The organism is Pedobacter albus, assembly GCF_036324255.1.
Taxonomy (GTDB): domain Bacteria; phylum Bacteroidota; class Bacteroidia; order Sphingobacteriales; family Sphingobacteriaceae; genus Pedobacter; species Pedobacter albus.
On record NZ_JAZDQT010000002.1, the window covers coordinates 1,045,885 to 1,071,334 of the forward strand.

The following is a 25,450-nucleotide window of genomic DNA, read 5'->3' on the forward strand; positions in this document are numbered from 1 at the left end:
CTGGGAGAATTTCCTTTTAGGCTCAATTTGAGACCGCAATTTGCGACTTCAAAAACTTCTTCTATAATTCGTCTGGCTTATAGCCGATCCTTTTTCTGGGCGCCGCCTTTTTCTCCGTCAGCTCATCGATATAACTGAATACCAGTTCGATGTTCTTGTCGTGGTTTTGCAGCTGTTTCTTGATGTCGCCAATTTCGAGCTTCAGATCCGAATGTTCGCTCAACAGCGCGCGCAACTTGGTAAACACCCTTACAATTTGGATGTTTACTTGTACGGCCTGCTTGCTGCTTAGCACACTCGACAACATCAATACGCCATGTTCGGTAAAAACAAAGGGGAGTTTTCTTCTGCCACCCCAACTTGAAGTCGCAAATTGCGACTTCAAGATTCTCCATTCTTCTTCGGTAAGCTGAAACATAAAATCGGGCGGAAAGCGATCTATATTTCTACCTACCTGTTCGTTGAGCCTTTTGGTTTCCGAGTTGTACAGCTCGGCCAAGTCACTGTCGAGCATTACCTTTTGGCCTCTGATTTCGTAGATTTTATTGGCAACAATAGTTTCGGGGATGATGGACTGGGTAGATTTTGCCATCATATACTTGCATTAATTTTAAAATTGTGTTATTGTTAAATTGTTGGTTGCTTGGCTACGCCAAACGCTTAGCGCTTAACTCTCTTCAATAGGATAGACATGGTTTTGGTTTCTTTGCCATCTTTGGTATCGAACATTTCCATCTGCTGGGTGTTGTCGTCAACCAATTTCATGGTTTCTCTTACCGTAATATCTTTGCCGGTTACCGCGTCTGTGGCACGCCCTTTCATGTTCAAGGTGTGGGTGGCCTCGTCAAAAGTTCCTTCCAACTGCATCACGCCGGTACCCATGTTATCTATCCAAGTGCTGATAAAAATCTTCTTCGAATTATCGTAGGCAAGTGTGCCCTGGCCTTCGAAAGGCATGTTGTCGATTACACCCTTATAAATAGATTGCTGGTAACGGCCACCCAATATCATCTTGTTTTCGCAAACGGCCTTGTTCACTACCGGAGGTTGCCCTGGACTTGCATAGAAGGAGATTTCGGCCTCCCATTGGCCGTCAGACTTGGCCAGCATCTGGTGCACCTTGCCGGGGGCCATGTAGGCAGCCCAAGCCTTATTCATAGCCGCGGTATCAACAGGTACTCCTGCAGAATCTGCTTTGGCAACAGAACTGCTATCAGTTGTGCCGGAATTCTTTTTTTCGTTGTTACAGGCACTCGCCAGCAACAAAACAATGCTTAATGCAATACTTAACTTTCTCATTTTTATTATTTTAAGTTTCGGTTACTTAAATATAACAAAATTAAGATGATTGCGTTTTCAGGTTTTTGAGGAAGTAGGCCACGGCATGCCACAGTACTCCAGCCACAAGCACTGCAGTTAAGGTCACATAAATCAGGTTGTCGTTGCTCATAAAACTATATTCAATAGCCGGAACAATTACATTCACCAATCCGTAGACCAGCAGTCCGGCATAATAGATGGCCCACAAGGCGAAAGGATAAAACCAAATCTTCCATCGATAATCGGCCAGCTGAAAACTTCGCAACGCCAGCCAGTTGAGCACCACAATGGCCAAAATACCAGACGTAGAAGTTAAGCTACCGCTTTTGAGGTAAACAACCATGTAGAGAATGGCCACAAAAAGATTAAAATACGATAGTTTTTGCAACATGGTTACTAGGCAATCAGGCTAATATCTTTTAGGGTAGTTGAGCGATAGGTGGTTGGTGCATCGGGAAAGTTGTTGTTCGGATCGTAAAGGAAGGTGTCCACGCCCAGCTCCAATCCAAATTTTATTTCCGAATCGGCATCGTCGCCAATCACCAATACATCCGACGGATGAAGTTTATATTTCTGCATCACTTCTATAAAGGCATCTTTCTTATTGCCCGTTGTCTTGGTGGCATCAACCACAAAAACCTCATCAAAATCCTCGGCTATGCCCAACATCTTCACCTTGCTGCGCTGCTTCTTTTCAAAACCTGCCGTTACAATAAACTTGAGCCCTGTTAAAGCCTTCAGGTAATGGTATTCGTCGTGCACTTTTAGCGGAATTTTCACTTCGTCCTGCTCCAAATAGGCTACGGCATTGGCAATAGCAGCTTCGTTAAACTGATAAAGCTTGGCCACCTTCTGAAACGGCGTGCGCATCATTTCGAGCTTTGCCTTTTCAAATGCTTCGGCGCTGATGCCCAGGTCTTCGTTGGCCAACAAATTGTACAATGGGCCAAGTAGCACCTCGACATGGGGCCTGGTAAAATAAACGGTATTGTCGAGATCGATGAAATAGGCTTTTTTCATGGTATTTTGATTTTGTTGCTACATAAATACGGAAAACAGAAAACAACTTTGTCTGTATAACGTTAAATAGATAAATATTGACGACATGACAAAGCAAACAAAAATATTGGCAGGCGTATTGGCCGGTGCCGCATTGGGTGCCGTAGTGGCCTTGGTAGTTTCATCAGACAGAACCGACGATATTAAAGGCAAAGTAGGCGATTGGTTCTGCGATTTGCTAGGTAGCTCGAAAGATAAATTGAGCACTATGAGCGAGTTAGTAAAAAATACCTTGAGCAGGGCAAAGGCCTAGATTTAAAATTGCCCCATCCAATGGCTATCTTTGAGGCATGGATGTTTTTGGAAAGGCACTAACAGATTATTGCCAAAAGGGCAAAGCGAGCACCTTGTGGCTACACAACTCGTACGATGAACCCGAAGAAATGCCAATCGATGTTTTTTTTCGGGACGAAGATGATATGCCTGAACTCGAACACCAGGCCTTGGCGCTTTGCAAAGGAAAGATTTTGGATGTGGGGGCAGGCGTAGGCAGCCACACTTTATGGCTCCAGCAAAAAGGCTTTGACGTGACCGCTATCGACATTTCTGAAACAGCAGTCGAAATCATGCGCAACAGAGGCGTAAAAAAAGCGTCGGTTAAGGATATTTTTACCTTAGAGCAAAGGTATGATACCCTTTTGTTTATGATGAATGGCATTGGCTTAACGGGTACCTTGCCGGGATTTGTCAGCTTTTTAGCAAAGGCCAAAACTTGGATTAATCCCAATGGCCAACTGATTTTCGACAGCTCTAACATCTCCTATCTATACGACGATCTGCCCATGCCGAAAGACCATTACTTTGGCGAGGTAAGCTATTGCTATGAATATCAAGAGCAAAAAGGCAAGTGGTTTAACTGGCTTTACCTCGACCAGCAAACTTTATTGCGCACTGCCAAACAATGTGGCTGGCAATGCACAATTTGCTATGACGATGGTGAAGACCAATATTTGGCCAAGCTCACATTGCCTGCTTAAGCCTGTTCTTCCCAAATGCAGGCGATGTTAACGATGGTTTGGACCGCTTTTTCCATATCCTGCACCGAAACCCATTCCTGTTTGCCGTGAAAAGCATGTTCGCCGGCAAAGATATTCGGGCATGGCAAGCCCATAAACGATAGTCTCGAACCATCGGTACCGCCTCTAATGCTTTGCTTTTTAACGGCAACGCCAGCTCTTTCAATAGCCTGTACACCATAGGCAATAACCTGCGGATATTGGTCGAGCACTTTTTTCATGTTCCTATACTGAGGTTTTACCGTCAGCTCGTAGCTAGAACCCGGATAAGATTTCAACACTTCTTTGGCCACATTTTCCAAAACAATGGCATGCTGTTGCAAAAGTTCGTCGTCAAAATCCCTCAAGATGAATTGCGCTTCGGCCTGTTCTACATGGCCCTGCATGCTTACCGGATGGATAAAACCCTCCTTCGCGCGGGTGCTCTCCGGACTTAAACGATCTTTCGGCAGGGCATCAATAATAGCCGAAAGGATTTTGATGGCACTTTCCATTTTCCCTTTGGCAAAGCCCGGGTGCGAACTTACGCCGTTAATCGTCAAGGTAGCGCCATCGGCCGAAAAAGTTTCGTCTTCAATCGAGCCGAGCGTTTCGCCATCAATGGTATAGCCAAAATCGGCACCCAGTTTTTTCAAATCGGCCTTGTCAACGCCGCGTCCGATTTCCTCGTCGGGCGTAAACAGAATTTTAATCGTACCGTGCTTAATTTGCGGATTTTGGGTCAGGAAACTAACCGCTTCCATAATTTCGGCCAGTCCGGCTTTATTGTCGGCACCCAACAACGTGGTACCGCTGGCAGTAATAATGTCGTTGCCGAGTTGGTCTTTTAAATCGCGATGTTCGCTCATTTTGAGTACCACGCTCATATCATCGGGCAACACCAGATCTTCGCCGTTGTAATTATAGTGTATAATAGGCTTTACCTCTGCGCCGCTGCAATCGGGCGAAGTATCCATATGCGAGCAAAAGCAAATCACGGGCACCTGCTTGTCTGTATTTGAGGGAAGCGTGGCATATACATAGCCAAATTCATCTAATGCCGCATCGCTGACGCCAAGTTCCAACAGCTCAGCCACTAACACCTTACCCAGGTCTTTTTGCTTTAGGGTTGAGGGGCAGGTTGGCGAATTGGGATCAGATTGTGTATCGATTTTTGCATAGCGAATAAATCGCTCCTGCAATTGTTTTAACTTGTTTTCGTAAGTGTTCATATCCTGCGAAAATTATTAAATAAAAGTTAAACAAATGCAAAAAAGATTATACTTTTGTTGCTAAACCAGTAAAAAACAAGGATTTGAAAAAACTTATTTTAGCCGCTTCATTTTTATTTTTAGCACTTGCTGGCCACGGTCAGGTTAACTTTTACAAGCTTGCTGCTGGCGGCGGCTTTGGTGCCACCGTTTCTTATGCCGATGTACGCGAAAACAGCCAAAGCTATGCCGGCTATGGAGCATTAGATTACAACTTTACCCCCTTTGTTAATGCCGGATTAGAGGTGCAAATGGGCAAGGTTAAGGGAGGCAACATCGTAACCAACCCGCACAACCGACAGTTCGTAAACAGCTTTATGGCTTTTTCTGTTGGCGGAAAAGTTGCGCTAGGCCAGTTTGTAGATTATTCTGACAGCAAATTCCTGAGCGTTGTTAAGGGCTTATACCTTGGGGCCGGACTAGGCGCCATCAGAAACAAAATGACTTATATTGTACGCTATAAGCCCAATACCCAAGCCGAATATCCGCCTTTGGGCTATAAGTTTCCTGGCGAAGACAAAAGCACCAATCTCCTCGTGCCTTTGAACCTGGGCATGAACTTCTATTTTAAAGATGGCTACGACCGCCTTCGCTATGTCCTCAATTTCAACTACCAGGGCAACTTTACCTTTGGCGAAGGCCTGGATGGCTATGACGACCCGATGGGCACCTTTAAAAACAACAATCCCGATTTTTATACGCTTTTTTCTGTAGGCCTTAAATATAATTTCGGTCCTGTTGGCGTTGCAAAAAGAATTTTTTAGCCTAAATTTATATCTACTTGAAAAGAACCACGCTCCTGTTCTCATTCCTTTTTTTAAGCTTAGCGACATTCGCCCAAACCAACTTCTTCCGCTTAAGTGTAGGGGGGGGCGCAGGTACTACGCTTGCTTATGCCGACCTTAAAAAGAAAACCTATGCCTTTGCGGGCTATGGCGTTATTGATTATTACACCACGCCTTATGTAAGCTTCGGGCTCGAAATACAAAAGGGCGAGCTGGCCGGTGGCGATGTGCAATACGACATAAACCACCGACAGTTTATCAACTCCTACCTATCGGGATCATTGAACCTCAAGGTACAACTGGGCGAGTTTTTGACTGGCTACGACCGCAGAAACATTTTCCTGAACAGCATCCGAGGCCTTTACCTTGGCGCAGGCATTGGCGGCATCAGAAACAAGCTTTCTAATGTGCGCTACTATGGCGACGATGTTTTCCCTGGCGAAGACCAAAGCACCGAAATGATTGTTCCGGTTAACCTGGGCATTAATTTTTACATTCCAGACCAATGGGACCGCGACCGCTTGGTGATTAATTTTAACCTGCAGAGCACCATGGCCATGGGCGAAGGCATGGACGGCTACAGCTCGAGCAACAAGAATGATATTTACACCTATTTCTCGGTAGGCGTTCGATACAATTTTGGCATACTGGGCCTAGATAGGAGACGATAGTGTTACTTTTCTAGTCAAATAAAAAAAGTAATTTAGGAGACTTTATTTTTATTCATTTTTATGAAGAAGTTACCCTTATTGCTTGCCCTCTTGGGTCCATTGAATGTTTTGGCGCAAGAAACCCCATTCGAACGAAGCCACAAAACCGCAACCACCACTTATGCAGAGGCCATTTCGTTTTACGAGAACCTGGCCAAGGCTTATCCGCAGCAGGCTAAGCTGTTTACCTATGGCAGCACCGATTTTGGTAAGCCCTTGCACTTGCTAGTGCTTTCTAAAAGCAAGGTTTTTGACCCGGTGGCTTTAAGAAAAAGCGATAAACGGATATTTTTAATCAACAACGGCATCCATCCCGGTGAGCCCGAAGGCATAGACGCCAGCATGATGTTGGCCAGAGACCTGCTCAAAAACAACAAGCTGCCAGAAAATGTAGTGATCGCCATCATTCCCCTGTACAATATTGATGGAAGCCACAACCGTACCGGTACCTCGCGCGCCAACCAGAACGGTCCGGTTGCCTACGGTTTTAGGGGCAACAGCAAAAACTACGACCTGAACCGCGATTTTATTAAAACGGATTCTAAAAACTCGCAGGCCTTTCAACAAATCTTCAATATCTGGCAACCCGAAATCTTTGTAGATACGCATACCAGCAATGGTGCCGACTATCAGTACACCATGACCTTGATTCCGACCCAAAAGGACAAACTGAACGGCATTGTTTCTAGCTACCTCACCCAAACCATGGTTCCCGATTTGTACAAGCAGATGAAAGGCAAGGGCTATGAGCTTATTCCTTATGTAAACTCCATTAACGAAACGCCCGATGCCGGCATTACCGGTTACATCGAATCGCCACGCTACTCTACCGGCTATGCCGCGTTGCACAATACCATCGGCTTTATGCCTGAAACGCATATGCTCAAACCTTTCGACAAAAGGGTAGAATCTACCTACAAGCTATTGCAAACTTACATCGATATTATTGTTCGCGATGCCAAGCTTATCGGCGAGAATAAACGCAAAGCCGACGAATTTGTAGCACAGCAAAAAGAATTCCCATTGGATTGGAAACTGAACCGCTCGGTTTACGACAGCATCGAATTTAAGGGCTACGCCGCTAAATACAAACCCAGTGAAATTAGCGGCATGGACCGTTTGTATTACGACCGTAACGAACCCTATACCAAAATGATCAAGTATTGGGACAAATTCGAACCAAGCCTCAGTGTAACCAAACCCGTGGCCTACATTATTCCGAAAGCCTGGGATAAAGTCATTGCGCTTTTAAAGCTGAACAATGTACAAATGAAACAGCTTGCTGCCGACACCAAAATGAAGGTGGAGATGTACTACATTGCCGATATGAAAACCGGCACGCGGCCGTACGAAGGGCATTATCAGCATTCGGCCGTAAAGCTTAATACAGTAACGCAAGACATTCAGTTTTATGCCGGCGATTATGTAGTGTACGTCAATCAGCCAACCAATCGTTACATTGTGGAAACACTGGAACCACAGGCAACGGATTCTTTCTTCAACTGGAATTTCTTCGATTCGGTACTTGGTCAAAAAGAAGGCTATTCTTCTTATGTTTTTGAAGACACGGGAGCGGAGCTGCTCAAGAAAAATCCTGAACTGAAGCAAAAACTGGAAGCCGAAAAGGCCAAGAACCCCGACCTGGCCAAAAGCGCCAGTGCCCAATTGGATTTTGTGTACAAAAATTCCGATTATTACGAAAAAACGCACATGCGCTATCCGATAGGCCGCTTACAACAAGACATTAAACTCAACCTCAACTAGTATGATGGAAGTCCTTAACGCAACTCCGGTTGCCTCGATCATCTTCATTTTTACGCTGATCACCAGCATCTATGCCTTTAACGACCATCAGTTACTGGGCAAATTTATGATGCATCCCTATACCGTAAGCAAGGGCAGAAATCTGTATACTTTTATTACCAGTGGCCTGGTCCACGCCGATTGGATGCACCTGTTCTTCAACATGTTTACTTTTTATTTCTTTGCCTTTGGCTTAGAAAGGATGATTGGACATTGGCAGTTTGCCTTGATCTATATCGGGAGTTTGATATTGAGCGATATTCCAACCGTAATTAAGCATAAAGACAATTACAGCTACCATAGTCTTGGCGCTTCGGGAGCCATCAGTGCCGTACTTTTTAGCTATATCCTGTTCGATCCAACCGCCATGCTGGGCGTCATGTTCATTCCGATGCCCGCAGTGCTCTTTGGGGTGCTTTACCTAATTTACTCTTGGTACATGGCGAAACGGGGCATGGACAACATCGGTCACGATGCCCACTTTTTTGGCGCCATCACCGGATTGGTTTTTACGATAATTTTGGTACCCGGAATCATTCCCCACTTTTGGGATAAAATCCAGTTGGGCTTGCAGGCCTTAACCGGTGGCGGGTAAAAAAGGTTCGTCAAAGTAGCTCATCGGCGCCGTCGGATCTTTGATGATCTCGAACAACGTATGCCCCCAAGGCTTCCAAAAGTTTTCGAGCACCTGCGCATAGGTTTTATGCGCCCAAACATCGAAAAGCGCCTTGTTCAGTGTTCCTTTTAAAGGCATGGCATCAATGTAAATGGTGTCTTCTACCGGCATAATGGTATACTCTGGCAAGCGGTTAAACAGGTAGGCCGAGTAAAAGAAACGGGCGGCTACTTCTTCAAACTGCTGTTCTGAAAGCGTTTTGCCCTGTATCGAATCCAATAGTTCCTGATGATATCTTTTGTTGGTGCCGTTATCCTGCAAACAGGCAATGATACCAAAGTCTTTAAATTTCAAGGAGAAAGTTAGGGTATTGATTTCGTCGCGAAAGCTGAAAGCAGTTTCCTTTTCTTCCAAGGGCACAACCAGAATAGACCATGGTGTAAAGTCTTCGAAAACCACTTCGCGGAAAATGCTTTGCAGCATGGTGTGTAGGTTGCCGAATTTATGCATCAGTCCCTGCGACATGTTCATGCCATCACCACTCAACTGCTGCAAACGAATGGCGCCCTGCATTTCGATATACAAAATGCTGTACATGAATTTGCCAATCCAGTTAAACAAATCGATTTCAGGTAAAGCCGATACGCCCGCATAGCCTTTGCCAAAAGCCAGCGCCACACGGTCTTCCAATGGCGATACAAACTGGTCGAACACCGCTACACTGCAAGGCACCACCAAGCTTTTGTAGGTGCGGATGCTCTCGTCCAGCAACTTGATTTGTTCGTTGCCACTCAAATTAGCCATCGACAATAGCCAATCGGGCAGCACATTTACGCTGGTTAGGGGCGTAGCAAAGGCGTCGCCGCTTAAAAAGCATTTGTCGTTCTTAAAATCGAAATTCTTAAAGGGTTGGTATAAGCCGTTCATTGTTGCAAAACTAGCAATATTTTCAGGCTTGGGGTATCAGGGTTAAGTCAAAAGAGCTGGCGTTGACCCATTCGCCAAGGCCAGCCCTCTCGTTTAGCTTAATATTTGTTATAGAAATAATTAATCTCATCTACCAATTGGCTGTAAATCGGCTTGGTAAACTCGATAAAAAGATTGGCTGGTGGTGGAGGCAACATTTCTTTCCGATTGGTCATGGCCAGTTGCTGTTTGGTCAATGCCCTTTCGTCGCCTTTATAGCTGGCCCAGCTGTCTTGCCACACGTAGGTGCCAGCCAAGCGTTGTTGCCTCAACACCTTGCGGGTTTGCCAGTCGGTAATGGTTAAGGCCAACAAGCCCGAAGAGGTTATTTTCTTTTCGAAGATGCTCAACGTGGCTTTTACCGTTCCATAAACCGGATCGTTTGTACGGCCACGACTAATCACAACACTGTCTTTTTTCAGCTTTTCTACACGTTCCTTCACATAGGTTTGGCCTACCACAAAATCATCGAAATTTAGGCTGAGTACCTGATCGGGAACAATCCTCTGATTGCTGGCCTGTTGCTCCGAATAAAAAATAACGAAGCGGTTTCTTTGGTAGTTGGCCATAAAATCGTCCACCTGCTGCTGAAAATATTGGCTGCTCAGTTTGTAATAAGTACTGTTAACCACTACCGGCTGTACAACCACTTTTACTACCGCAGCCCAATACGCCTCATCCATTTTCGCCTTGATATCCTTAATGCCCGGATCAAACTGTTGCGCTTTTTCAAAATTGAAGTACGCATTTTTTGCACTCGCCCTGTTGCCTTCGTTCAGCTGTTTTTGACCCAGTACGTAGCGTGCTTCGGCCGCTCTCGATCTTGAATCTGCAGCTTCACTGATAAATTTCTGCGGATTTGGCACCAGCGTTAAACAAGCCGGACAGCCATTAATTTCGTCGGCCAATTGGTTCAGGGCCTGGTAATGGTAAAGCACCGATTCCCAGCGCAACACATCCGACGATAGTTTCGCCTCGTCTATTTTCCTCAAATGGTCGTTCAGCGCAAAGCCATAGGCCTCTGGCAAAACTTTCATGGCCTCCGCATTTTTTGGCGAACTTTTCAACCGGTCAACCGCCTTAGATACCGAGGCATCATAATTGCCTTTTTGCAATGCCCTTTTGCCAGTAGTGCACGATGCAACAATAAGTATGGAGAAATAAAGAAAATACCGTAATCTTGAAATAGTTTTCATGGCGTTAAAAATTAGCGTTACAAATATACTCCAGGTAAATTACCTTTTTACTAAATAAGACGATTGACAATGAAGATAAGCAGCAAGGAATTTGAACTAGAACTCAAACACCCTTTTTCCATCTCAAAATTTACCCGCACCAGCACCCCATTGCTACTTTTAAAAGTCGAATACGAAGGCGTAGCAGGCTATGGCGAAGCCAGCATGGTACCTTACATGGGCGAAAGCCATGCCACGGCGCAGGCCTTTTTGGCCAAGGTAGATTGGAACAGGTTCAAATTCCCCTTCGACTTTGCCGCTATACACCAATATTTAGATAGCCTCGAGGCAGGCAATCCGGCCATTAAAGCCGCTATCGATATTGCCTTAAACGATATTAACGGCAAGCTGCAAAACAAGCCCTGCTACGAAATCTACGGTGCCGATCCGGCAAAAATGCCCGTTACTTCCTACACCATTGGCATTGACAGCCCCGAAGTGATCAGAGAAAAGGTAGCCGATGCGCGAGGGTTTAAGGTGTTGAAGATTAAGCTTGGTCGAGACAACGACAAAGAGCTGATCCAAACGATCCGCAGCGTAAGCAATCTGCCACTATATGTAGATGCCAACCAGGGCTGGTCCGACCGCAAGCAGGCCATAGAAATGGTGTATTGGCTGCACGACCAGGGCGTAGTGCTGATTGAGCAGCCCATGGACAAAAACAACCTCGATGGCAATGCTTGGCTTACCCAGCGAAGCCCAATTCCAATCCTGGCCGACGAAGCTGTGCAACGCATTGGCGACATGGAAAAGTTGAGGGGCGCCTATCATGGCATCAACATCAAGCTGATGAAAAGTGCAGGCCTATACGAAGCCCATCAAATGATTGTAAAGGCGCGAAGCTTTGGCATGAAAATACTGATTGGCTGCATGAGCGAAACCTCTATCGCTACCTTAGCAGGAGCAGCCTTGGCGCCTTTGTGCGATTGGGCAGACTTGGATGGTCCATGGCTCACCAAAAACAACCCATTTGATGCGCCAAAAATGGAAAATGGCAAATACGTATTGAATGGTTTGCCGGGCTTAGGCTTAACTGGAGGAGAAGGTTTATTTTGAACGAGTAGACTTCGCAAGTTTTAAAAACTTGCGAAGTCTTATTTATTATTTCTTAATTCCTTTTCTAAAATCCTTGATCAGCTGGATCTTGAAATAAAGGAAAGCCGCGAAAGTTGCGCCAAAAAAAGCGATAATCAGCGGACTTTTGTTGTTAAAGGCCCATATCATGCCAAAAACAGAGGCAATGATTCCCAAATTGTAAAATACGTTAATGGCTATTTTTTTACCCACGGCAACTGAATTTTGAATGATTGAGTTTTGAATGATTGAATGGCGTACCGAACAATGAGCAGATGAGCCATTATTCTTTCATGCTAACCTTCCCTCATTCGCTAACTAAATTTTGAATGGCTGAGTTTTGAATGATTGAATGGCGTACCGAACAATGAGCAGATGGAAACATTATTCTTTCATTCCAGCCTTCTCTCCTTCATTAATTATTAATAAACTGGCATATTCGGATCAAAAGCTTCTTGCCAAGCTAAGATACCGCCCTTAAGGTTATACAGGTTGTCAAAACCATGTGCCTGCTCTAATTGCATGATGGCGGCAGCACTTCTTTTGCCACTGCGACATTGTACAATTACAGGTTTGTCTGTAGCAATTTTATCGGCTTCGATTAAAATGCCTCCCAACGGAATGTTCAGGCCATCCAGGTTAGAGGTTTCATACTCGAAAGTTTCCCTGACATCGATCAATTGGAAATCTTCCTTATTGTCTATTTTTTGTTTAAGTTCTTGTACTGAAATCTCTTTCATGATTTTATATTTTTTACAAATATACAAAAAACACGATTGCCTTGTTTCCAGCTCCGTCATCCGAATATTGAATTTATCGCATCAACTGTAACAACTTGCTTCTAAATGCGTTTAATAGTAAATCTCGATTAATAGGCTGCATCAATATGAACAATGGCATCTCTCGTTTCTTCTGGTTCTGCTCCGGAGCACACATCGAATCGCTAGAAAAATACCCGACAGAACACAATAAATACATCGGCATTGGGGCCACTATTTTTTTTACCGGCCTGTTTGCCGCACTTTCGGGTGGCTATGCCATGTACTTTGTATTTAAAGGAGCCGATTTTGCCTGGTTTTTTGCCATGTTGTTCGGCATCATTTGGGGCTTGGCCATTTTTAACATGGACCGCTACATTGTATCGAGCATCAACAAAAACGCCAGCAGCCGCAAACAGATCTGGCAAGCTACGCCACGTATTTTACTGGCCATTATGATCGGAATTGTGATTTCGAGGCCATTGGAATTGAAAATCTTCGACAAGGAAATCAAGGAGCGTTTGCATGTAAGCTACCTGAACGGACAACGTTCCAAAATAGACACCTTAAACAAAGCCTTCGAAAAAAAATACACCATCGAAATCGGCAAGCTGAACGAAACCAAGGCGCAGCGCGATTCGTTGGCCGCCGCCATCAAATCGGACAGGCAGAAGCTCAATTTCGAAATATTCGGCAATAAAACTACCGAAACCTCTGGCATTATGGGCTACGGACCTTATGCCAAACGCAAGGAGGCCGAGCTGAAGCAGCGCGAACAAAACCTCGACACACTGAATTCGGATATCCGCCAAATGGAAAAATTTGTGGATGGCCGCAAGCAGTTTGATGGCCTGATGACCGAGAAACTCTACACCACCAAGCAACTAGACAGTCTTAGCAATATTGCCGGCTTTGCCGACCGAAACTGGGCTTTGGGCCAGCTGGGCTTTAATGTTGACGGCACCAGAGACCTCAACACCGCCTTGGCCGTAACCTTTATTGGCCTCTTGTTTATTTTCTTCGAATGTTTGCCTGTTTTTGTAAAACTGATGAGCAGCCGCGGACCTTATGACCAAGCCATCGAAAATATAGAGTTTAGTCAGGTTCACCTCTCCAACAAAGAGCGCGACTTTGAAGTAGAAGTGGCTGATGGAATCCACGAAACCCGGGTAGGCACCGAAATAGAAAAGCGCAAGACCCAGATCAGGAACCAAGCCTATCGCGAACTGAACGGAGAGGCATAATCTACAGCCATAGGTTATTTCAAAACTGTCTTGGCTAAGGTAATAATCTTCTCACAATTTGTTCGTTTTGCCGAATAGCCTTAACTTGAGGCAATTATTTTTAATGATGAAGAAAATTATATTGGCCATCAGTTCAATGGCATTCTACACGGCTGTAAACGCACAGCAGGAGATCCGTTACGAAGTAAGCTTTCCCAATGCCATCCACCACGAGGCGCAAATCAGCATGACCATTCCCAATGTGCCCGCAGGGCCGTTAAAGGTGCGCATGAGCCGTTCGTCGCCGGGCAGGTATGCCACGCACGAGTTTGGCAAAAATGTTTATAACGTGAAGGCCTTCGATGCCAATGGCAAAGTGCTCACCTTGAAACAGCCAGAAGGCGATGTGTACGAAATTCCTACGCACGGGCCAACGGTAAAAGTGACCTATACCTTATTTGGCAACTGGATTGACGGCACCTACGCCGGTTTCGACGAAACGCATGCCCACATGAACATCCCGGCCACCTTTGCCTTCCCGATAGGGATGGACAAAAGGCCACGTATCGTAAAATTCAATTACGCCGACAAGCCAAACTGGAAAGTGGCTACCCAATTAAAACCGATGGGCAAAGACACCTATTATGCGCCCAACTTCCAATATTTTATGGATAGCCCAACAGAAATAGCCGATTACAAAACGGCCAGCTGGCAGGTTAAAAATCCAGATGGAAAAGTACAGACCATCCATTTGGTTTCACATTCAAACGACGACCAGAAGACCATAGACAACTATGCCGAAATGCTCAAAAAAATGGTAGCCGAACACCTGGCTGTTTGGGGCGAATTTCCCAATTACGACTACGGCAACTACTACTTTCTGCAAGACGTTTACCCTGACAATGCGGGCGATGGCATGGAACACCGAAACTCTACTTCCATTGTGCAACGCACCCCAAAAATTGCTGGTTACGAATCAGGACTTTTGGGCACTTTCTCTCACGAATATTTCCATAGCTGGAACGTAGAGCGCTTGAGGCCACAAGGCTTGGAGCCTTTCAACTTCGAGCATTCGAATGTTACCGATGGCCTTTGGGTGGCCGAAGGCTTTACCCAATATTATGGCAATTTGTTGTTAACACGCGCCGGTTTCAGGTCGATTGACAATGCCGCACAAACTTTTAATGGCCTCGTTAACCAGGTATTGAACACCCCGGGTGCCAAAAACTTTACCCCGATACAAGCCAGCCGTTATGCGGTATTTGCCGATGCGGGAGTAGCCATAGACCAAACCAACAAGGTCAATATCTTTACCTCGTATTACACTTATGGCGCCGCGGTAGCTTTGGCTTTAGACCTGCGCCTAAGGGCCGATTTTAAACTGACCCTCGACGATTACATGCGCGCTTTGTGGAAAGCCTATGGCAAAACAGAAATCGCTTACAGCATGGCCGACTTGGAAAAAATATTGGCCCAGCTAACCAAAAACCCAACATTTGCCAGCAATTTCTTTAAAAATTACGTTTACAGCACCAATAAAGAAGATTATGCCAAATTGTTGCTCAATGCAGGCTTTGTATTGCGCAAATCGAATGCAGGCAAAGCTTATACTGGTTTAAGCAGACTGGCTTTCGAAAATGGCAAAGCTACCTTGTCGCAAACTTCGGTTGGTACGCCGGCCTACGATGCCGGTCTGGACATTGGCGATATCCTCTTGACCATTGATGGCGTAGAAATCAAAGACCAAGCCACCCTGACCAAAGTTACCGACGACCATAAACCCGGCGACGTGGTGACAGTTACTTATAATTATCGTGGACAAGACAAAAGCACCAAACTCACCTTCGGCGAAAATCCGGCATTGGAAATCGTAAGCATTGAAAAAACCGGAGGCAATTTAACGCCAGCCATGCAAGCATTCAGAGACAGTTGGCTAAATTCGCAGGTAAAATAACATAACAATGGCAAGAGCCAGATCAACAACCTAAATCATGATGAGAAGAACAATTTACACCCTATTCTTGCTGTTCGCAGCCACCGTAGCTTCGGCACAAGACATTAATAAAATCATTACCAAAGACTACGTAGACCACCTGATCAAAACCTTGAGCAGCGACGAAATGCAGGGACGCCGCACTTTTACGCCAGGCATTGACAAGGCTGCTTCGTTTATCGAAAGCGAGTTCAAACAAATTGGATTAAAACCTTTGGAAGGCAACAGCTATCGCCAAACCTTTTACAAATATCAGTTAAAGCCACTTTCGGCTACCGTTAGCATCGATGGGCAGGCGATAGACAAAGACAACATCCTGGTATTGGGCAACAGTGCCGAGCAAACCGCTTTCGATCAAAGCAACAGCGATGGCTGGATCAAGCTAGATCCGGAAAAGGATTTTATGAATCAATACCGCAGCCTGATGAGGGCGGGCAAAAGACAGCTGGTTTTAGTCGATGTAAAGTTTGTAAGCGCCTTCAAAAACCTCAAAACCGCGATAGCCAACCGCACCCCAACAGTTGACGAAAAAGACCTGAAAAATCCTAAAGCTCCAGCGATGGTAATGGTGCTCGACAAAGATACCGTTGCCAAGGAATTTAAAGTTGAATTGAAAAACGAAGTAACCAAACTGCCTTTGTTTAACGTTGCAGGTGTTATCCCAGGTAAATCGAAAGCCAAGGAGCTGGTTATTTTCTCAGGCCACTACGATCACATGGGTATTGTAAAGCCTAAAGACGGCGACAGCATTATGAACGGTGCCGACGACGATGCTTCGGGCACTTCGGCCATGATTGCCTTGGCCAAATACTACAAAAAACTGAAAAACAACGAGCGTACCTTGATTTTTGTGGCTTTTACAGCCGAAGAAATTGGTGGCTACGGCGCACGCTATTTCTCGCAACAGCTTAACCCTGATGATGTAGTAGCCATGTTCAACATCGAAATGATTGGCAAAGACAGCAAATTTGGCAAAAACACAGCTTTCATTACCGGTTACGACAAATCCGACTTTGGCAAAATCCTACAAAAAAACCTGGAAGGAACCGAATTTACTTTCCATCCAGATCCTTACACTTCGCAAAACTTGTTTTACCGAAGCGACAACGCTACTTTGGCTGCTTTGGGCGTACCGGCACACACCATCAGTACCGATCAAATCGACATTGACAAACATTACCACCAAGTGAGTGATGAGTATTCGACCTTAGACGTTGAAAACATTTTATCAACGATTAGGGCTATTGCCAAGAGCGCAGTAAGCATTGTAAAAGGTATCGATACGCCAACCCGTATCCCGAAACTGAACCCATAAAACATTTTGTTTCCCATACAGAAGGCGTTTATCAAAAAAGATAGACGCCTTTTTCTTTTGCATAACACTTGCGAAGTTTTAAAAACTTCGCAAGTGTTGTTTTTTATTGTAACAAAGTTGCATTAAATCAGTCCAACAAAAAACAGGCAATCACGCTGCGAAAAAGGCTGGCTTAGCGTCATTCGAATAAAAAGATAAGCTACGCACAACATTTTTCGAAAGTGTGCATTATGTTTGTAAGACCTCAACTAAAACAATCTATTTAAACATGAACATCAAAACCCTTGGTGCATTTATTGGCGGAGCTCTGCTATCCGTTTCGTCATTTGCCCAACAATCAGAAACCTTGTTGCTCCGAAGCCCCGCCGTAAGCGCCAACAATTTGGCCTTTGTTTATGGCGGCGATATTTGGATTGCCAATAGGGATGGCAGCAACCCGCGCAGGCTTACCATTAATCCGGCGGTTGAACAAAGTCCGGTATTCTCGCCCGATGGCAAGCAGCTTGCCTTTACCGGCAACTACGATGGCAATACCGATATCTACACCATTTCCATTAATGGTGGCGAGCCCAAAAGAGTAACCTATCATCCAAACGCCGATTTGATAAGGGGCTGGCTCAACAACAACGAGGTTTATTTTACCTCAACCCGCGATTACCAATATGCGCTTACCTCGCGCATGCACAGCATCAACGTAAATGGCAAAGACGAAAAACCCTTGCCAATGCCCGAGGCCGTTCAGGGTTCGCCATCGGCCGATAAGCGCTATTGGGCCTACATTAAAAACACCGATCCAACCGACCGCGCAAACGTGGCCTTTAAACGCTACCGTGGCGGAGGCATGCCACAGGTTTGGATTTTCGACACCAAAACCAACGACATCGAAATTGTACCGGGCACAGGCGCCAACAACGTAAAACCGCAATGGTTGGGCAGCAAGGTTTATTTCTTAAGCGACAAAGACCTGACGCTAAACCTGTACAGTTACGATACCAAAACCAAAAAAGTTGATAAAATAACCAACTACAAGGATTACGACATCAAATCGTTGACCGCTGGTGATGGCGCTTTGGCTTTTGAACAGGCCGGACGCATCAATTTGCTCGACCCGAATACCAACAAAGTGAGCACACTGAACATCAGCATACAGGCAGACGCACCGTACAAACGCACCCATTATGTTGACATGGCCAGCGATATTCGCAATTTCGAGGTATCGCCAAAAGGCGTGAGGGCTTTGTTCGAAAGCCGTGGCGAGATTTTCTCGGTGCCTAAAGAAAAAGGCGATGCCAGAAACCTGTCTAACTCGCCGGGCAGCTATGAGAAATATCCGGGTTGGTCGCCTGACGGGAAATATGTTTCGTACCTGTCGGACAAAAACGGAAAATACCAATTGGTGTTACTTAACCAAGCCACCAAAGGCGCTCCAGAATATATCGACCTGGGCGATTCGCATTTCTATTTCCAGCCTACTTGGTCGCCAGACAGCAAAAAATTGTTTTACGGCGACAGCCACCTGAATTTGTATTACATCGACATCAATACCCGTAAACCGGTTTTGGTTAAACAAGACAAATTGGCTTCTACCACCAACAGAACCTACAATTCGTTGCAACCGGCTTGGTCGCCAGATTCGAAATGGATTTCTTACGTGGCTACTTTGCCAAATACGGTGAGTGCCGTTTTCATCTACAACATCGAAAAACAAACGCACACGCAGGTAACCGATGGCATGAGCAATGCCGTTGGCCCAACTTTTAGCAAAGACGGCAAGTACCTGTTCTTTTTGGCCAGTACCAACGTAGGCTTAACCAATAGTGGCTTGCACATGTCGGCTTACGAGCGTTCGCCAAACTACAATGCCTATGCTTTGATCCTTTCTAAAAAAACGCCTTCGCTGTACAAAACAGAAAGCGACGAAGAAACGATAAAAGCTGATGATCCTGCACCAAAAAAGGAAGAACCGAAAAAAGAGGAGCCTAAAAAAGACGGCAAAGACAAGCCAGCAACACCGGCTGCTACACCAGCTAAGCCTACAGATGCGGTAAAACCTACCGAAATTGATTTAGACGATTTGAGCAACCGCATCATCGCCCTGCCAATTCCGGCCAGTGGTTTATCAAGTATCGATGGTGGCGTTGATGGTCAGTTATTATTTGTCCGAAATGGCGAATTAAGCACCTTGAATTTGGCCAAAATGGAATCGACCAGCTTGATACAAGGTGTTTTTGGCGTAACCGTGAGTGCCGACGGCAAATCGATGATGTATACTTCTCGTGGCAATTACTACGTAGTTCCGGCGGCACAGAAACCAGCTTCGTCAGAGGCGGGAAAAATCAAAACCGACGGCGTAAAAGTTTTTGTTGATCCTGTTGCAGAATGGAAACAGATGTTTAACGAGGTGTGGCAAATGGAAAAAGAATATTTCTATGCCGAAAACATGCACGGTGCCGATTGGCCAGCGGTGAAAAAGAAATACGAGAAATTCTTGCCGTACGTAAACCACAGGTCTGATTTGGCCTACTTGTTTAACGAAATGATGGGCGAGATGGTGGTTGGCCACAACTACATCTATCCGGGCGATGAGCCTAGTGCGCCATCGGTTTCGGTAGGTATGCTGGGTGCCGATTACCAAATCGAAAACGGTTTCTACAAAATCAGCAAGATTTTTAACCGCTTAGATTGGAACCCTACTTTTAAAGCGCCATTGGCCGAACCAGGACTGAATATTAACGAAGGCGATTACATTGTAGCCATTGACGGCGTTCCTTTAACCGCCGAAACCTCAATCTACAGCCATTTCGATTTCAAGGCAGGCAAGCAAGTGGCCATTAAGGTTAACAGCAAGCCGAGCTTAACGGGTGCCAGAGAAGTGGTAGTGGTACCGATTACCGCAGCCGCCGAAATGGACCTGCGCAAAACCGAGTGGACCGAAAGAAACAGAAAACGTGTTGACCAATTGAGCAATGGCCAAATCGCCTATGTTTACATGCCCAATACCGGTGCCGAAGGCTATGCCAACTTTAACCGATACTATTTCTCGCAAATGGACAAAAAGGCCTTGCTGATTGACGAGCGCAACAACGGTGGTGGATCGGTTGCCGATTACGTAATCGACTTGTTAAGCCGCGACCTGATCAGCTATTGGGCCATTAGGGACGGTAAAAGCTTTACCACGCCAGGCAACGGAATTTTTGGACCAAAAGCCATGTTGATTAACGAAAATGCCGGTTCTGGTGGCGATATGATGCCTTACATGTTCAGGTTTAAAGGCCTGGGCAAATTGGTAGGACGTACCACCATGGGTATTTTGGTGGGCATTAGCGGCTATCCAAGCTTATTGGATGGTGGCCGTATTACCTCGCCAAACTTTGGTATTTACGACATCAATGGCAAATGGATTATCGAAAACGAAGGTGTAGCACCCGATGTTTTTGTAGAGCAAACGCCAAAAGACCTGTTGGAGGGCAGAGATCCACAACTGGAAAAAACCATCAAGCTATTGCAAGATGAAATGAAAACCTATAAATACCCGAATGTAGCTAAGCCTAAAGATCCGATAAGAGGACACTAAAGCGCTTTCTCCATCACATAATCATTCATAAAGAAACCGTTGCCGATATCAAGGTCAACGGTTTCTTTGATTTTGAAACCAGCCCTTTCGTAAAAATCCTTGGCCTTGTTGTTACGGTTTACATTCAGTTGCAGCGCTTTGCCATTGTTCTTTTTGGCAATATCGGCCACTTCGTTAATCAACAGCTTGCCTACGCCTTTGCCGTGCATTTCGGGCAATACATAAAGCTTGTGCAGTTTATAGGTGTATTCTTCGGGGTTAACCAGCGAAAAACCTGCAAAACCCACATCCTTGCTTCCTTCGGTAGCAATTAAAAAGATATGTCCTTTTCTGAACTGGCCCAACAGCTCGCCTTTGTTGTACATAAGGTCAAGCATGTAGCGCAATTGTCCTTCGCTGATGTATTCGCTATAGGTTTGGGGCCATATTTCTTCGGCCAAACGGGTAATGGTAGCTATATCTTCTTCTTTTGCTTTTCTCAAATAAATCATAATAATTCGCTTAAAAACATGTAATCGGTTGTAAAAACAAAACTTACAAAACCGTCTTTAATCACCACAAAATCGCCATTGTCTTCCTGCTTCAGGTTATCGGTTTCGAAATAATTGATAATGTCGATCTTAAAAACCGTTCCGGCAGGCTTCCAGATGCTAAAGCCCTGTTTAATCGGGTAGCTCTTGGTGGTTTCGGTAAACAGCACCACGTTGATGCGAGGCAACAAATCGACCAGATCATCGAACTTGCTTTCCTGGCTAATGATGTTGACTGCAGGGTATTCTTCCTGCACCAGGTATTGGGTTACCGTAGCCAAATCGTTTTGGCCCAGGTTGAGCCACTTGGTGTTTTCCTGTGCCTGCACTGGCTTGGCATCGCCAATGACCACGTCTATTTTCAGGCCCAGCGAAATTACTTTTTCGTATTCACTGGCCGCAACAATTACCGTGGGGCTCCATTCCAGCAACTGGCCCAAATATTCTTCGTTAAAATTGCCCAGGCTGTGGATGTAAAGCGCAGGTTCCTGTTTTTCTCTTACAATATGATGTGACGACATGTGGCTAAGATAATAAACTTACCAATTCCTAGTGCTCAAATTTTGATTGCCTAAAGGCATCGAGGATCAGTTTTTTATCGGTTTCGTTATCATAATTGATGCTTACCCCAAAATCGTAGCCCTTAATTAAAGAACCATACAAAACCTGGTTCATAAGCGGAGCGCCACTTGGCCCATAAATTTTAATCTTAAAGACATGAAACTGGTGGCCCTGGATATTTTCGGTGGCCGAAGAAGTGTCTATTTTAACATTTTGCTTCGTATAGGTATCGTAAAGCAGTTTTTTAAGCTGCTCGTTGTTTTTCAGGTACTCGCCGGGATGTTTTTCGGTATATTTTTCTAGGGTAGAGCCGAAAAGGTTGAGCTGGTTTTTCTGAAAATTCAGCAAGTGCTGCAAACTATCGGTGCTCATATCGCCATCGTATACCTTGCCCAAGGCTTCTTTTCCTTTCTCCTCCCTTTCCTTGATTTTGGTTTGGCTAACCAGTTTGAAGCCCTGTGGTATGGCCATGGTCCAGCCAATGGTGGCATTGGTATAGCTTTGGGGCGCTTCTTTGGCGGCTGGCTCCTCCTTTTTGGGCGAAGCGTTACACGCCAATAAGCCAAGGGTATAGAGCAAGACAGGAATGGTTCTGATTTTCATATTTAACATTTTCGTAAATGTAAATTTACTTAAAATCCGTATTTTAGTAAGGATGAGCACAATTAATTTCGAAACTTCCAAAAAAAGCGGACCGCACTTGAGGCTGGCGGGCCTAGTAGGTAGCTGGGATGGGCAAACACGCACCTGGTTTGAAAAAGACGTATTGGCTGATGAATCGCCGATGCGAGGCCGGATGAACCTGATTATGGATGGCCGTTTTCTAAGCTACGAATACGTTGGCCGCATTAACGGGAAGCCTTTCGAGGGCAAGATGCTTTGGGGCTACGACCTTCAAAACGCCAAATGCCAGTGCAGCTGGGTTGATACTTTCCACATGGGCACGGGCATACTACAATCGACAGGACACGAAACCAGCTTTGGATTTTCGGTAACAGGTCAGTATGGTTGGCCAGGTGTTGCCGAGCTTTGGGGCTGGCGCACCGAGCTCGAAATCATCAATTCGGACCAGTTTATCATCAGGGCTTTCAATATTTCCCCACAGGGCGAAGAGGCCAAGGCCACCGAAACGATTTACCATCGCATCCAATCTTAGGCGCCAACTCCAGTAACCAGCCACAAAAAGGCGAGCAAAGGCACCAGGAAGACGACTAATGAGATGATGCCCTGGAGGTATTTTGCCTAAGCGCTTTATTTAAGCTATTTTTGTGCCGATGACAACACCTCAATCACCCCAAAAGCCGGTCTCTTGGCTTACCATCATTGCTGTAATCATTGCCTTGGCTGGCGTAGGCTTTGTCTTGTTTCTTAAAACCAACATGCCTGCCGACCGCTTTAAAAAAGAAGTTCACCCCAAAAACTAAAGTGAATTAGTTCTCCGGATTTCAAGTTGCGGTTAGCAATTTCCAAAAAACGATCTCATGAATGGAAGGCTCGCTTTTCTCCTACAATCTCACCACCTGAGAAGCCATAGCTAAGTTTAAACAGTTCTCGGTTGGCAATTACCAGTTTATGCAACGATTTAGGGACATTATCAATCGGCCATACTGTATCAACCCTGAGCAAAAACCGCTAAATTATTGCTTATCAAACGTTTGTGCTGTCAAAAAATTCAACACTCTAATTTACAATCTATTAAAACTACCTGATTGGTAGTATTAGGCTATTTGAGCACTTTGCCGACAAGTTTCTTTGGGCAGAAACCAGACAAACGTTTGCGTGATTTTAATTCACGCCATTCCTTGGTTTTGTATGTAACTTAATTGTTAGAAAAGGGTAAACAAATCTATTTTCTGAAGCCAGAATTTTTGCCAAAAATTTGGAAAGAGGTAAAGCAAGGCAATAAGGTAAGCAAAGGTTGAAAAGAGGCTGGGCTACAGCAGTATGATCAGACAAATATGCTAAACACGATAACCTAAACCCTAAATTTTATCTTATGAAAAAAATCAACCTATTGTTAGCCGGCGTTTTTTGTGCTTCTCTCTTTGTCTTTTCGTGCAAGAAGGCAGAAACGTTAGAAACAACTGAAAAAACCTTTACCATTAACAACAAATCGGCTTTGGCCAACATTGTAACCCAAACACGGAATGTAAACATTGTTTATTTCGTGCCAAACGACCTCGATACGCTAGCAGGCTACAGAAAAAGGCTGAGCGATCTTTTACTCTGGACCCAAGACTGGTACAAACAGGAAATGAACCGAAACGGTTATGGCAACAAAACTTTTGGATTAGCCGATGATGGCGCTGGTGGCGTAAAAATCATAACCATTAGGGGTAGCCTGCCCAAAAGCAGCTATCCTTATTCTGGCGGATCTGGAGCGGTGGCCAGCGAGGTGAATGCCTATTTTGCAGCCCATCCGACCGATAAAACCAGTGATCATACCTTAATTATTATTCCGCGCTATTCTATTGGTTCGAACGGGACCCCAAGTGGCGGCCCGTTTTACGGTACGGGCAGGTGGTGCTATGCCTTGGATTATGAAGAAATGGACATTGCCAACCTGGGCAAAAGCGATGCCGTAGGCAACCGTTTCAGCGTTTGGTTTGGCGGCATGGTGCACGAACTGGGCCATGGCCTCAATCTGCCACATAATCGCCAAAGAGCCACTACCGATGCTTCGTTGGGTATGGCGCTGATGTGGGCGGGCAATGGAACTTTAGGCAAAAGCCCTACTTTTTTAACTGCCGCCGATGCAGCCATCCTCAATACTAATCAGGTATTTAACAACAACAGCAATACTTATTACGGATCGGTTACTTCGAATATCAACAAAATATACGCCAGCTATTCTTCTTCATTGGCGGCCATTGTGGTATCGGGCAAATTTACCTCAACAGGCAATGTAACCAGCATTTTGTATTATAACGACCCCAACGTAAACAACGAAGGTACGGGTGTTAACCACGATTACAATGCCATTACTTGGGAATCGAAAAAAATTGGAACCGACAGTTTTAATGTGGTCATGCCGATCAACGACCTGGTAGAGAAAGCAGACGGCATTCCTTACGAATTGAAAGTAAAACTGGTGCACGACAACGGCACTGTTACCGAACAGATTTATGCCTATACTTTTGCCGGGGGTGTTCCGGTATTGAATTTCAGCACCAAAAACGAGCTGAGCAAAACCGGCTGGAGCATTTATGCTTTCAGCTCTGAAGAAACCAGTGGCGAAGGTGCAACCAATGGCAGGGCCGCCAGACTGATTGACGGCAACGCCAGCACTTATTGGCATTCGCGATGGACCACTTCTGCCACTTCTTATCCGCATTATGTAGTGATAGACCTTGGCGCTTCTAAAACCGCAAATGGCCTGAGTTTAACACAAAGAAGCGGGTTGAGCCGTGCCATCAAGAATTTTGAAGTATTAACCAGTACCAACGGCACCACTTTTACCTCCGTCAACAATTATGTGGCGCAAAACGTAAACGGTCCCCAGTACTTCGATTTCGGCAGTGCCAAAACGTTCAGGTATTTAAAAGTAATTGCCAACTCGGCACAAGACGGACTGCAGTTTGCGGCCCTGGCCGAGCTAGGCTTGTATTGAAACCAAACCCCATCTATAAATAATTGTCCCTATTTGTTTTGAGCGCTCCTTA

26 protein-coding genes are annotated in these 25,450 nt (G+C 45.2%); 14 read left to right on the top strand and 12 right to left on the bottom strand.

All coding sequences use genetic code 11. The features are described 5' to 3' along the window. Positions 1–61 precede the first annotated feature (61 nt). The 4 genes from VRU48_RS14365 to VRU48_RS14380 form a co-directional block, all read right to left on the bottom strand. Positions 62–595, bottom strand: coding sequence for an ORF6N domain-containing protein (locus VRU48_RS14365; protein WP_330108609.1), 534 nt, complete (start codon positions 593–595; stop codon positions 62–64). Positions 596–660: 65 nt separating this feature from the next. Then, positions 661–1,299 (bottom strand): DUF1579 domain-containing protein, encoded by a 639-nt coding sequence (locus VRU48_RS14370; RefSeq protein ID WP_330108610.1) that lies wholly within the window; start codon positions 1,297–1,299, stop codon positions 661–663. Between the two features lie 40 nt (positions 1,300–1,339). Continuing rightward, complete coding sequence (locus VRU48_RS14375; protein ID WP_330108611.1) at positions 1,340–1,711, bottom strand: hypothetical protein; 372 nt, start codon at positions 1,709–1,711, stop codon at positions 1,340–1,342. Positions 1,712–1,716: 5 nt separating this feature from the next. After that, positions 1,717–2,340: an HAD family hydrolase gene (locus VRU48_RS14380; protein WP_330108612.1), complete on the bottom strand. Its 624-nt coding sequence runs from the start codon at positions 2,338–2,340 to the stop codon at positions 1,717–1,719. Positions 2,341–2,425: 85 nt separating this feature from the next. On the opposite strand from VRU48_RS14380, the gene VRU48_RS14385 reads away from it, so the two are divergent. Both VRU48_RS14385 and VRU48_RS14390 read left to right on the top strand, forming a co-directional pair. Next, on the top strand, positions 2,426–2,632 hold the full coding sequence (locus tag VRU48_RS14385) for a YtxH domain-containing protein (RefSeq protein WP_330108613.1): 207 nt from the start codon (positions 2,426–2,428) through the stop codon (positions 2,630–2,632). Between the two features lie 37 nt (positions 2,633–2,669). After that, complete coding sequence (locus tag VRU48_RS14390; protein WP_330108614.1) at positions 2,670–3,356, top strand: class I SAM-dependent methyltransferase; 687 nt, start codon at positions 2,670–2,672, stop codon at positions 3,354–3,356. Here VRU48_RS14390 and pepT read toward each other — a convergent pair. Further along, positions 3,353–4,606: a peptidase T gene (gene pepT / locus VRU48_RS14395; RefSeq protein WP_330108615.1), complete on the bottom strand. Its 1,254-nt coding sequence runs from the start codon at positions 4,604–4,606 to the stop codon at positions 3,353–3,355. The two genes, VRU48_RS14390 and pepT, sit on opposite strands and share 4 nt — an antisense overlap. An 83-nt stretch (positions 4,607–4,689) precedes the next feature. On the opposite strand from pepT, the gene VRU48_RS14400 reads away from it, so the two are divergent. From VRU48_RS14400 to VRU48_RS14415, 4 genes are read left to right on the top strand one after another with little or no spacing between them, the layout of a single operon-like run. Beyond that, positions 4,690–5,409, top strand: coding sequence for a hypothetical protein (locus VRU48_RS14400; protein ID WP_330108616.1), 720 nt, complete (start codon positions 4,690–4,692; stop codon positions 5,407–5,409). Between the two features lie 17 nt (positions 5,410–5,426). Further along, positions 5,427–6,101 (top strand): outer membrane beta-barrel protein, encoded by a 675-nt coding sequence (locus VRU48_RS14405; protein ID WP_330108617.1) that lies wholly within the window; start codon positions 5,427–5,429, stop codon positions 6,099–6,101. A 60-nt stretch (positions 6,102–6,161) separates the two neighbouring features. Then, entirely contained in the window at positions 6,162–7,904 is a 1,743-nt protein-coding gene (locus VRU48_RS14410; RefSeq protein WP_330108618.1) for a M14 family metallopeptidase, read from the top strand. Between the two features lie 4 nt (positions 7,905–7,908). Continuing rightward, the gene (locus tag VRU48_RS14415; protein WP_330108746.1) at positions 7,909–8,538 is read left to right on the top strand and encodes a rhomboid family intramembrane serine protease; all 630 of its coding nucleotides are present in this window, start codon (positions 7,909–7,911) and stop codon (positions 8,536–8,538) included. Here VRU48_RS14415 and VRU48_RS14420 read toward each other — a convergent pair. Together VRU48_RS14420 and VRU48_RS14425 are read right to left on the bottom strand one after the other, a co-directional pair. Then, on the bottom strand, positions 8,521–9,486 hold the full coding sequence (locus tag VRU48_RS14420; RefSeq protein WP_330108619.1) for a hypothetical protein: 966 nt from the start codon (positions 9,484–9,486) through the stop codon (positions 8,521–8,523). The genes VRU48_RS14415 and VRU48_RS14420 overlap by 18 nt on opposite strands. A gap of 98 nt (positions 9,487–9,584) precedes the next feature. After that, positions 9,585–10,721 (bottom strand): hypothetical protein, encoded by a 1,137-nt coding sequence (locus tag VRU48_RS14425; RefSeq protein ID WP_330108620.1) that lies wholly within the window; start codon positions 10,719–10,721, stop codon positions 9,585–9,587. Positions 10,722–10,790: 69 nt separating this feature from the next. Here VRU48_RS14425 and VRU48_RS14430 point away from each other — a divergent pair, with 69 nt between their 5' ends. Beyond that, a complete protein-coding gene (locus VRU48_RS14430) occupies positions 10,791–11,816 on the top strand; it encodes a dipeptide epimerase (protein ID WP_330108621.1) in 1,026 nt (341 codons plus the stop codon). A gap of 45 nt (positions 11,817–11,861) precedes the next feature. Here the strand turns inward: VRU48_RS14430 and VRU48_RS14435 are convergent, their stop codons facing one another. Then, the gene (locus VRU48_RS14435; RefSeq protein WP_330108622.1) at positions 11,862–12,047 is read right to left on the bottom strand and encodes a DUF6358 family protein; all 186 of its coding nucleotides are present in this window, start codon (positions 12,045–12,047) and stop codon (positions 11,862–11,864) included. Positions 12,048–12,256: 209 nt separating this feature from the next. After that, entirely contained in the window at positions 12,257–12,574 is a 318-nt protein-coding gene (locus VRU48_RS14440) for a rhodanese-like domain-containing protein (RefSeq protein WP_199139670.1), read from the bottom strand. Positions 12,575–12,720: 146 nt separating this feature from the next. Here VRU48_RS14440 and VRU48_RS14445 point away from each other — a divergent pair, with 146 nt between their 5' ends. From VRU48_RS14445 to VRU48_RS14460, 4 genes are all read left to right on the top strand, one after another. Next, a complete protein-coding gene (locus VRU48_RS14445) occupies positions 12,721–13,836 on the top strand; it encodes a DUF4407 domain-containing protein (protein ID WP_330108623.1) in 1,116 nt (371 codons plus the stop codon). A 103-nt stretch (positions 13,837–13,939) separates the two neighbouring features. Further along, positions 13,940–15,769: a M61 family metallopeptidase gene (locus tag VRU48_RS14450; RefSeq protein ID WP_330108624.1), complete on the top strand. Its 1,830-nt coding sequence runs from the start codon at positions 13,940–13,942 to the stop codon at positions 15,767–15,769. A 37-nt stretch (positions 15,770–15,806) separates the two neighbouring features. Continuing rightward, positions 15,807–17,123, top strand: a complete 1,317-nt coding sequence (locus VRU48_RS14455) for a M20/M25/M40 family metallo-hydrolase (RefSeq protein ID WP_330108625.1) — start codon at positions 15,807–15,809, stop codon at positions 17,121–17,123. 268 nt (positions 17,124–17,391) lie between these two features. Further along, positions 17,392–20,697 (top strand): S41 family peptidase, encoded by a 3,306-nt coding sequence (locus VRU48_RS14460; RefSeq protein ID WP_330108626.1) that lies wholly within the window; start codon positions 17,392–17,394, stop codon positions 20,695–20,697. On the opposite strand, the gene VRU48_RS14465 is transcribed toward VRU48_RS14460, so the two are convergent. From VRU48_RS14465 to VRU48_RS14475, 3 genes are read right to left on the bottom strand one after another with little or no spacing between them, the layout of a single operon-like run. Then, a complete protein-coding gene (locus VRU48_RS14465) occupies positions 20,694–21,188 on the bottom strand; it encodes a GNAT family N-acetyltransferase (RefSeq protein ID WP_330108627.1) in 495 nt (164 codons plus the stop codon). The two genes, VRU48_RS14460 and VRU48_RS14465, sit on opposite strands and share 4 nt — an antisense overlap. Beyond that, positions 21,185–21,748: a thiamine pyrophosphokinase gene (locus VRU48_RS14470; protein ID WP_330108628.1), complete on the bottom strand. Its 564-nt coding sequence runs from the start codon at positions 21,746–21,748 to the stop codon at positions 21,185–21,187. Before VRU48_RS14470 ends, VRU48_RS14465 begins: the two co-directional genes overlap by 4 nt. A 28-nt stretch (positions 21,749–21,776) precedes the next feature. Further along, entirely contained in the window at positions 21,777–22,391 is a 615-nt protein-coding gene (locus VRU48_RS14475; protein ID WP_330108629.1) for a hypothetical protein, read from the bottom strand. A 52-nt stretch (positions 22,392–22,443) separates the two neighbouring features. Between VRU48_RS14475 and VRU48_RS14480 the strand changes: the two genes are divergently transcribed. From VRU48_RS14480 to VRU48_RS14490, 3 genes are all read left to right on the top strand, one after another. Next, positions 22,444–22,944, top strand: coding sequence for a DUF1579 family protein (locus VRU48_RS14480; RefSeq protein WP_330108630.1), 501 nt, complete (start codon positions 22,444–22,446; stop codon positions 22,942–22,944). 118 nt (positions 22,945–23,062) lie between these two features. After that, entirely contained in the window at positions 23,063–23,212 is a 150-nt protein-coding gene (locus VRU48_RS14485; protein ID WP_330108631.1) for a hypothetical protein, read from the top strand. A gap of 572 nt (positions 23,213–23,784) precedes the next feature. Beyond that, entirely contained in the window at positions 23,785–25,398 is a 1,614-nt protein-coding gene (locus VRU48_RS14490; RefSeq protein WP_330108632.1) for a discoidin domain-containing protein, read from the top strand. Positions 25,399–25,450 lie beyond the last annotated feature (52 nt).

Coding starts and splice junctions, on each gene's coding strand:
- VRU48_RS14440 (WP_199139670.1), bottom strand. CDS start 12,574: ATGAAAGAGATTTCAGTACAAGAACTTAAACAAAAAATAGACAATAAG.
- VRU48_RS14365 (WP_330108609.1), bottom strand. CDS start 595: ATGATGGCAAAATCTACCCAGTCCATCATCCCCGAAACTATTGTTGCC.
- VRU48_RS14490 (WP_330108632.1), top strand. CDS start 23,785: ATGAAAAAAATCAACCTATTGTTAGCCGGCGTTTTTTGTGCTTCTCTC.
- VRU48_RS14470 (WP_330108628.1), bottom strand. CDS start 21,748: ATGTCGTCACATCATATTGTAAGAGAAAAACAGGAACCTGCGCTTTAC.
- VRU48_RS14420 (WP_330108619.1), bottom strand. CDS start 9,486: ATGAACGGCTTATACCAACCCTTTAAGAATTTCGATTTTAAGAACGAC.
- VRU48_RS14425 (WP_330108620.1), bottom strand. CDS start 10,721: ATGAAAACTATTTCAAGATTACGGTATTTTCTTTATTTCTCCATACTT.
- VRU48_RS14410 (WP_330108618.1), top strand. CDS start 6,162: ATGAAGAAGTTACCCTTATTGCTTGCCCTCTTGGGTCCATTGAATGTT.
- VRU48_RS14430 (WP_330108621.1), top strand. CDS start 10,791: ATGAAGATAAGCAGCAAGGAATTTGAACTAGAACTCAAACACCCTTTT.
- VRU48_RS14455 (WP_330108625.1), top strand. CDS start 15,807: ATGATGAGAAGAACAATTTACACCCTATTCTTGCTGTTCGCAGCCACC.
- VRU48_RS14460 (WP_330108626.1), top strand. CDS start 17,392: ATGAACATCAAAACCCTTGGTGCATTTATTGGCGGAGCTCTGCTATCC.
- VRU48_RS14465 (WP_330108627.1), bottom strand. CDS start 21,188: ATGATTTATTTGAGAAAAGCAAAAGAAGAAGATATAGCTACCATTACC.
- VRU48_RS14380 (WP_330108612.1), bottom strand. CDS start 2,340: ATGAAAAAAGCCTATTTCATCGATCTCGACAATACCGTTTATTTTACC.
- VRU48_RS14445 (WP_330108623.1), top strand. CDS start 12,721: ATGAACAATGGCATCTCTCGTTTCTTCTGGTTCTGCTCCGGAGCACAC.
- VRU48_RS14375 (WP_330108611.1), bottom strand. CDS start 1,711: ATGTTGCAAAAACTATCGTATTTTAATCTTTTTGTGGCCATTCTCTAC.
- VRU48_RS14390 (WP_330108614.1), top strand. CDS start 2,670: ATGGATGTTTTTGGAAAGGCACTAACAGATTATTGCCAAAAGGGCAAA.
- VRU48_RS14485 (WP_330108631.1), top strand. CDS start 23,063: ATGACAACACCTCAATCACCCCAAAAGCCGGTCTCTTGGCTTACCATC.
- VRU48_RS14415 (WP_330108746.1), top strand. CDS start 7,909: ATGGAAGTCCTTAACGCAACTCCGGTTGCCTCGATCATCTTCATTTTT.
- VRU48_RS14385 (WP_330108613.1), top strand. CDS start 2,426: ATGACAAAGCAAACAAAAATATTGGCAGGCGTATTGGCCGGTGCCGCA.
- VRU48_RS14475 (WP_330108629.1), bottom strand. CDS start 22,391: ATGAAAATCAGAACCATTCCTGTCTTGCTCTATACCCTTGGCTTATTG.
- VRU48_RS14370 (WP_330108610.1), bottom strand. CDS start 1,299: ATGAGAAAGTTAAGTATTGCATTAAGCATTGTTTTGTTGCTGGCGAGT.
- VRU48_RS14450 (WP_330108624.1), top strand. CDS start 13,940: ATGATGAAGAAAATTATATTGGCCATCAGTTCAATGGCATTCTACACG.
- VRU48_RS14480 (WP_330108630.1), top strand. CDS start 22,444: ATGAGCACAATTAATTTCGAAACTTCCAAAAAAAGCGGACCGCACTTG.
- pepT (WP_330108615.1), bottom strand. CDS start 4,606: ATGAACACTTACGAAAACAAGTTAAAACAATTGCAGGAGCGATTTATT.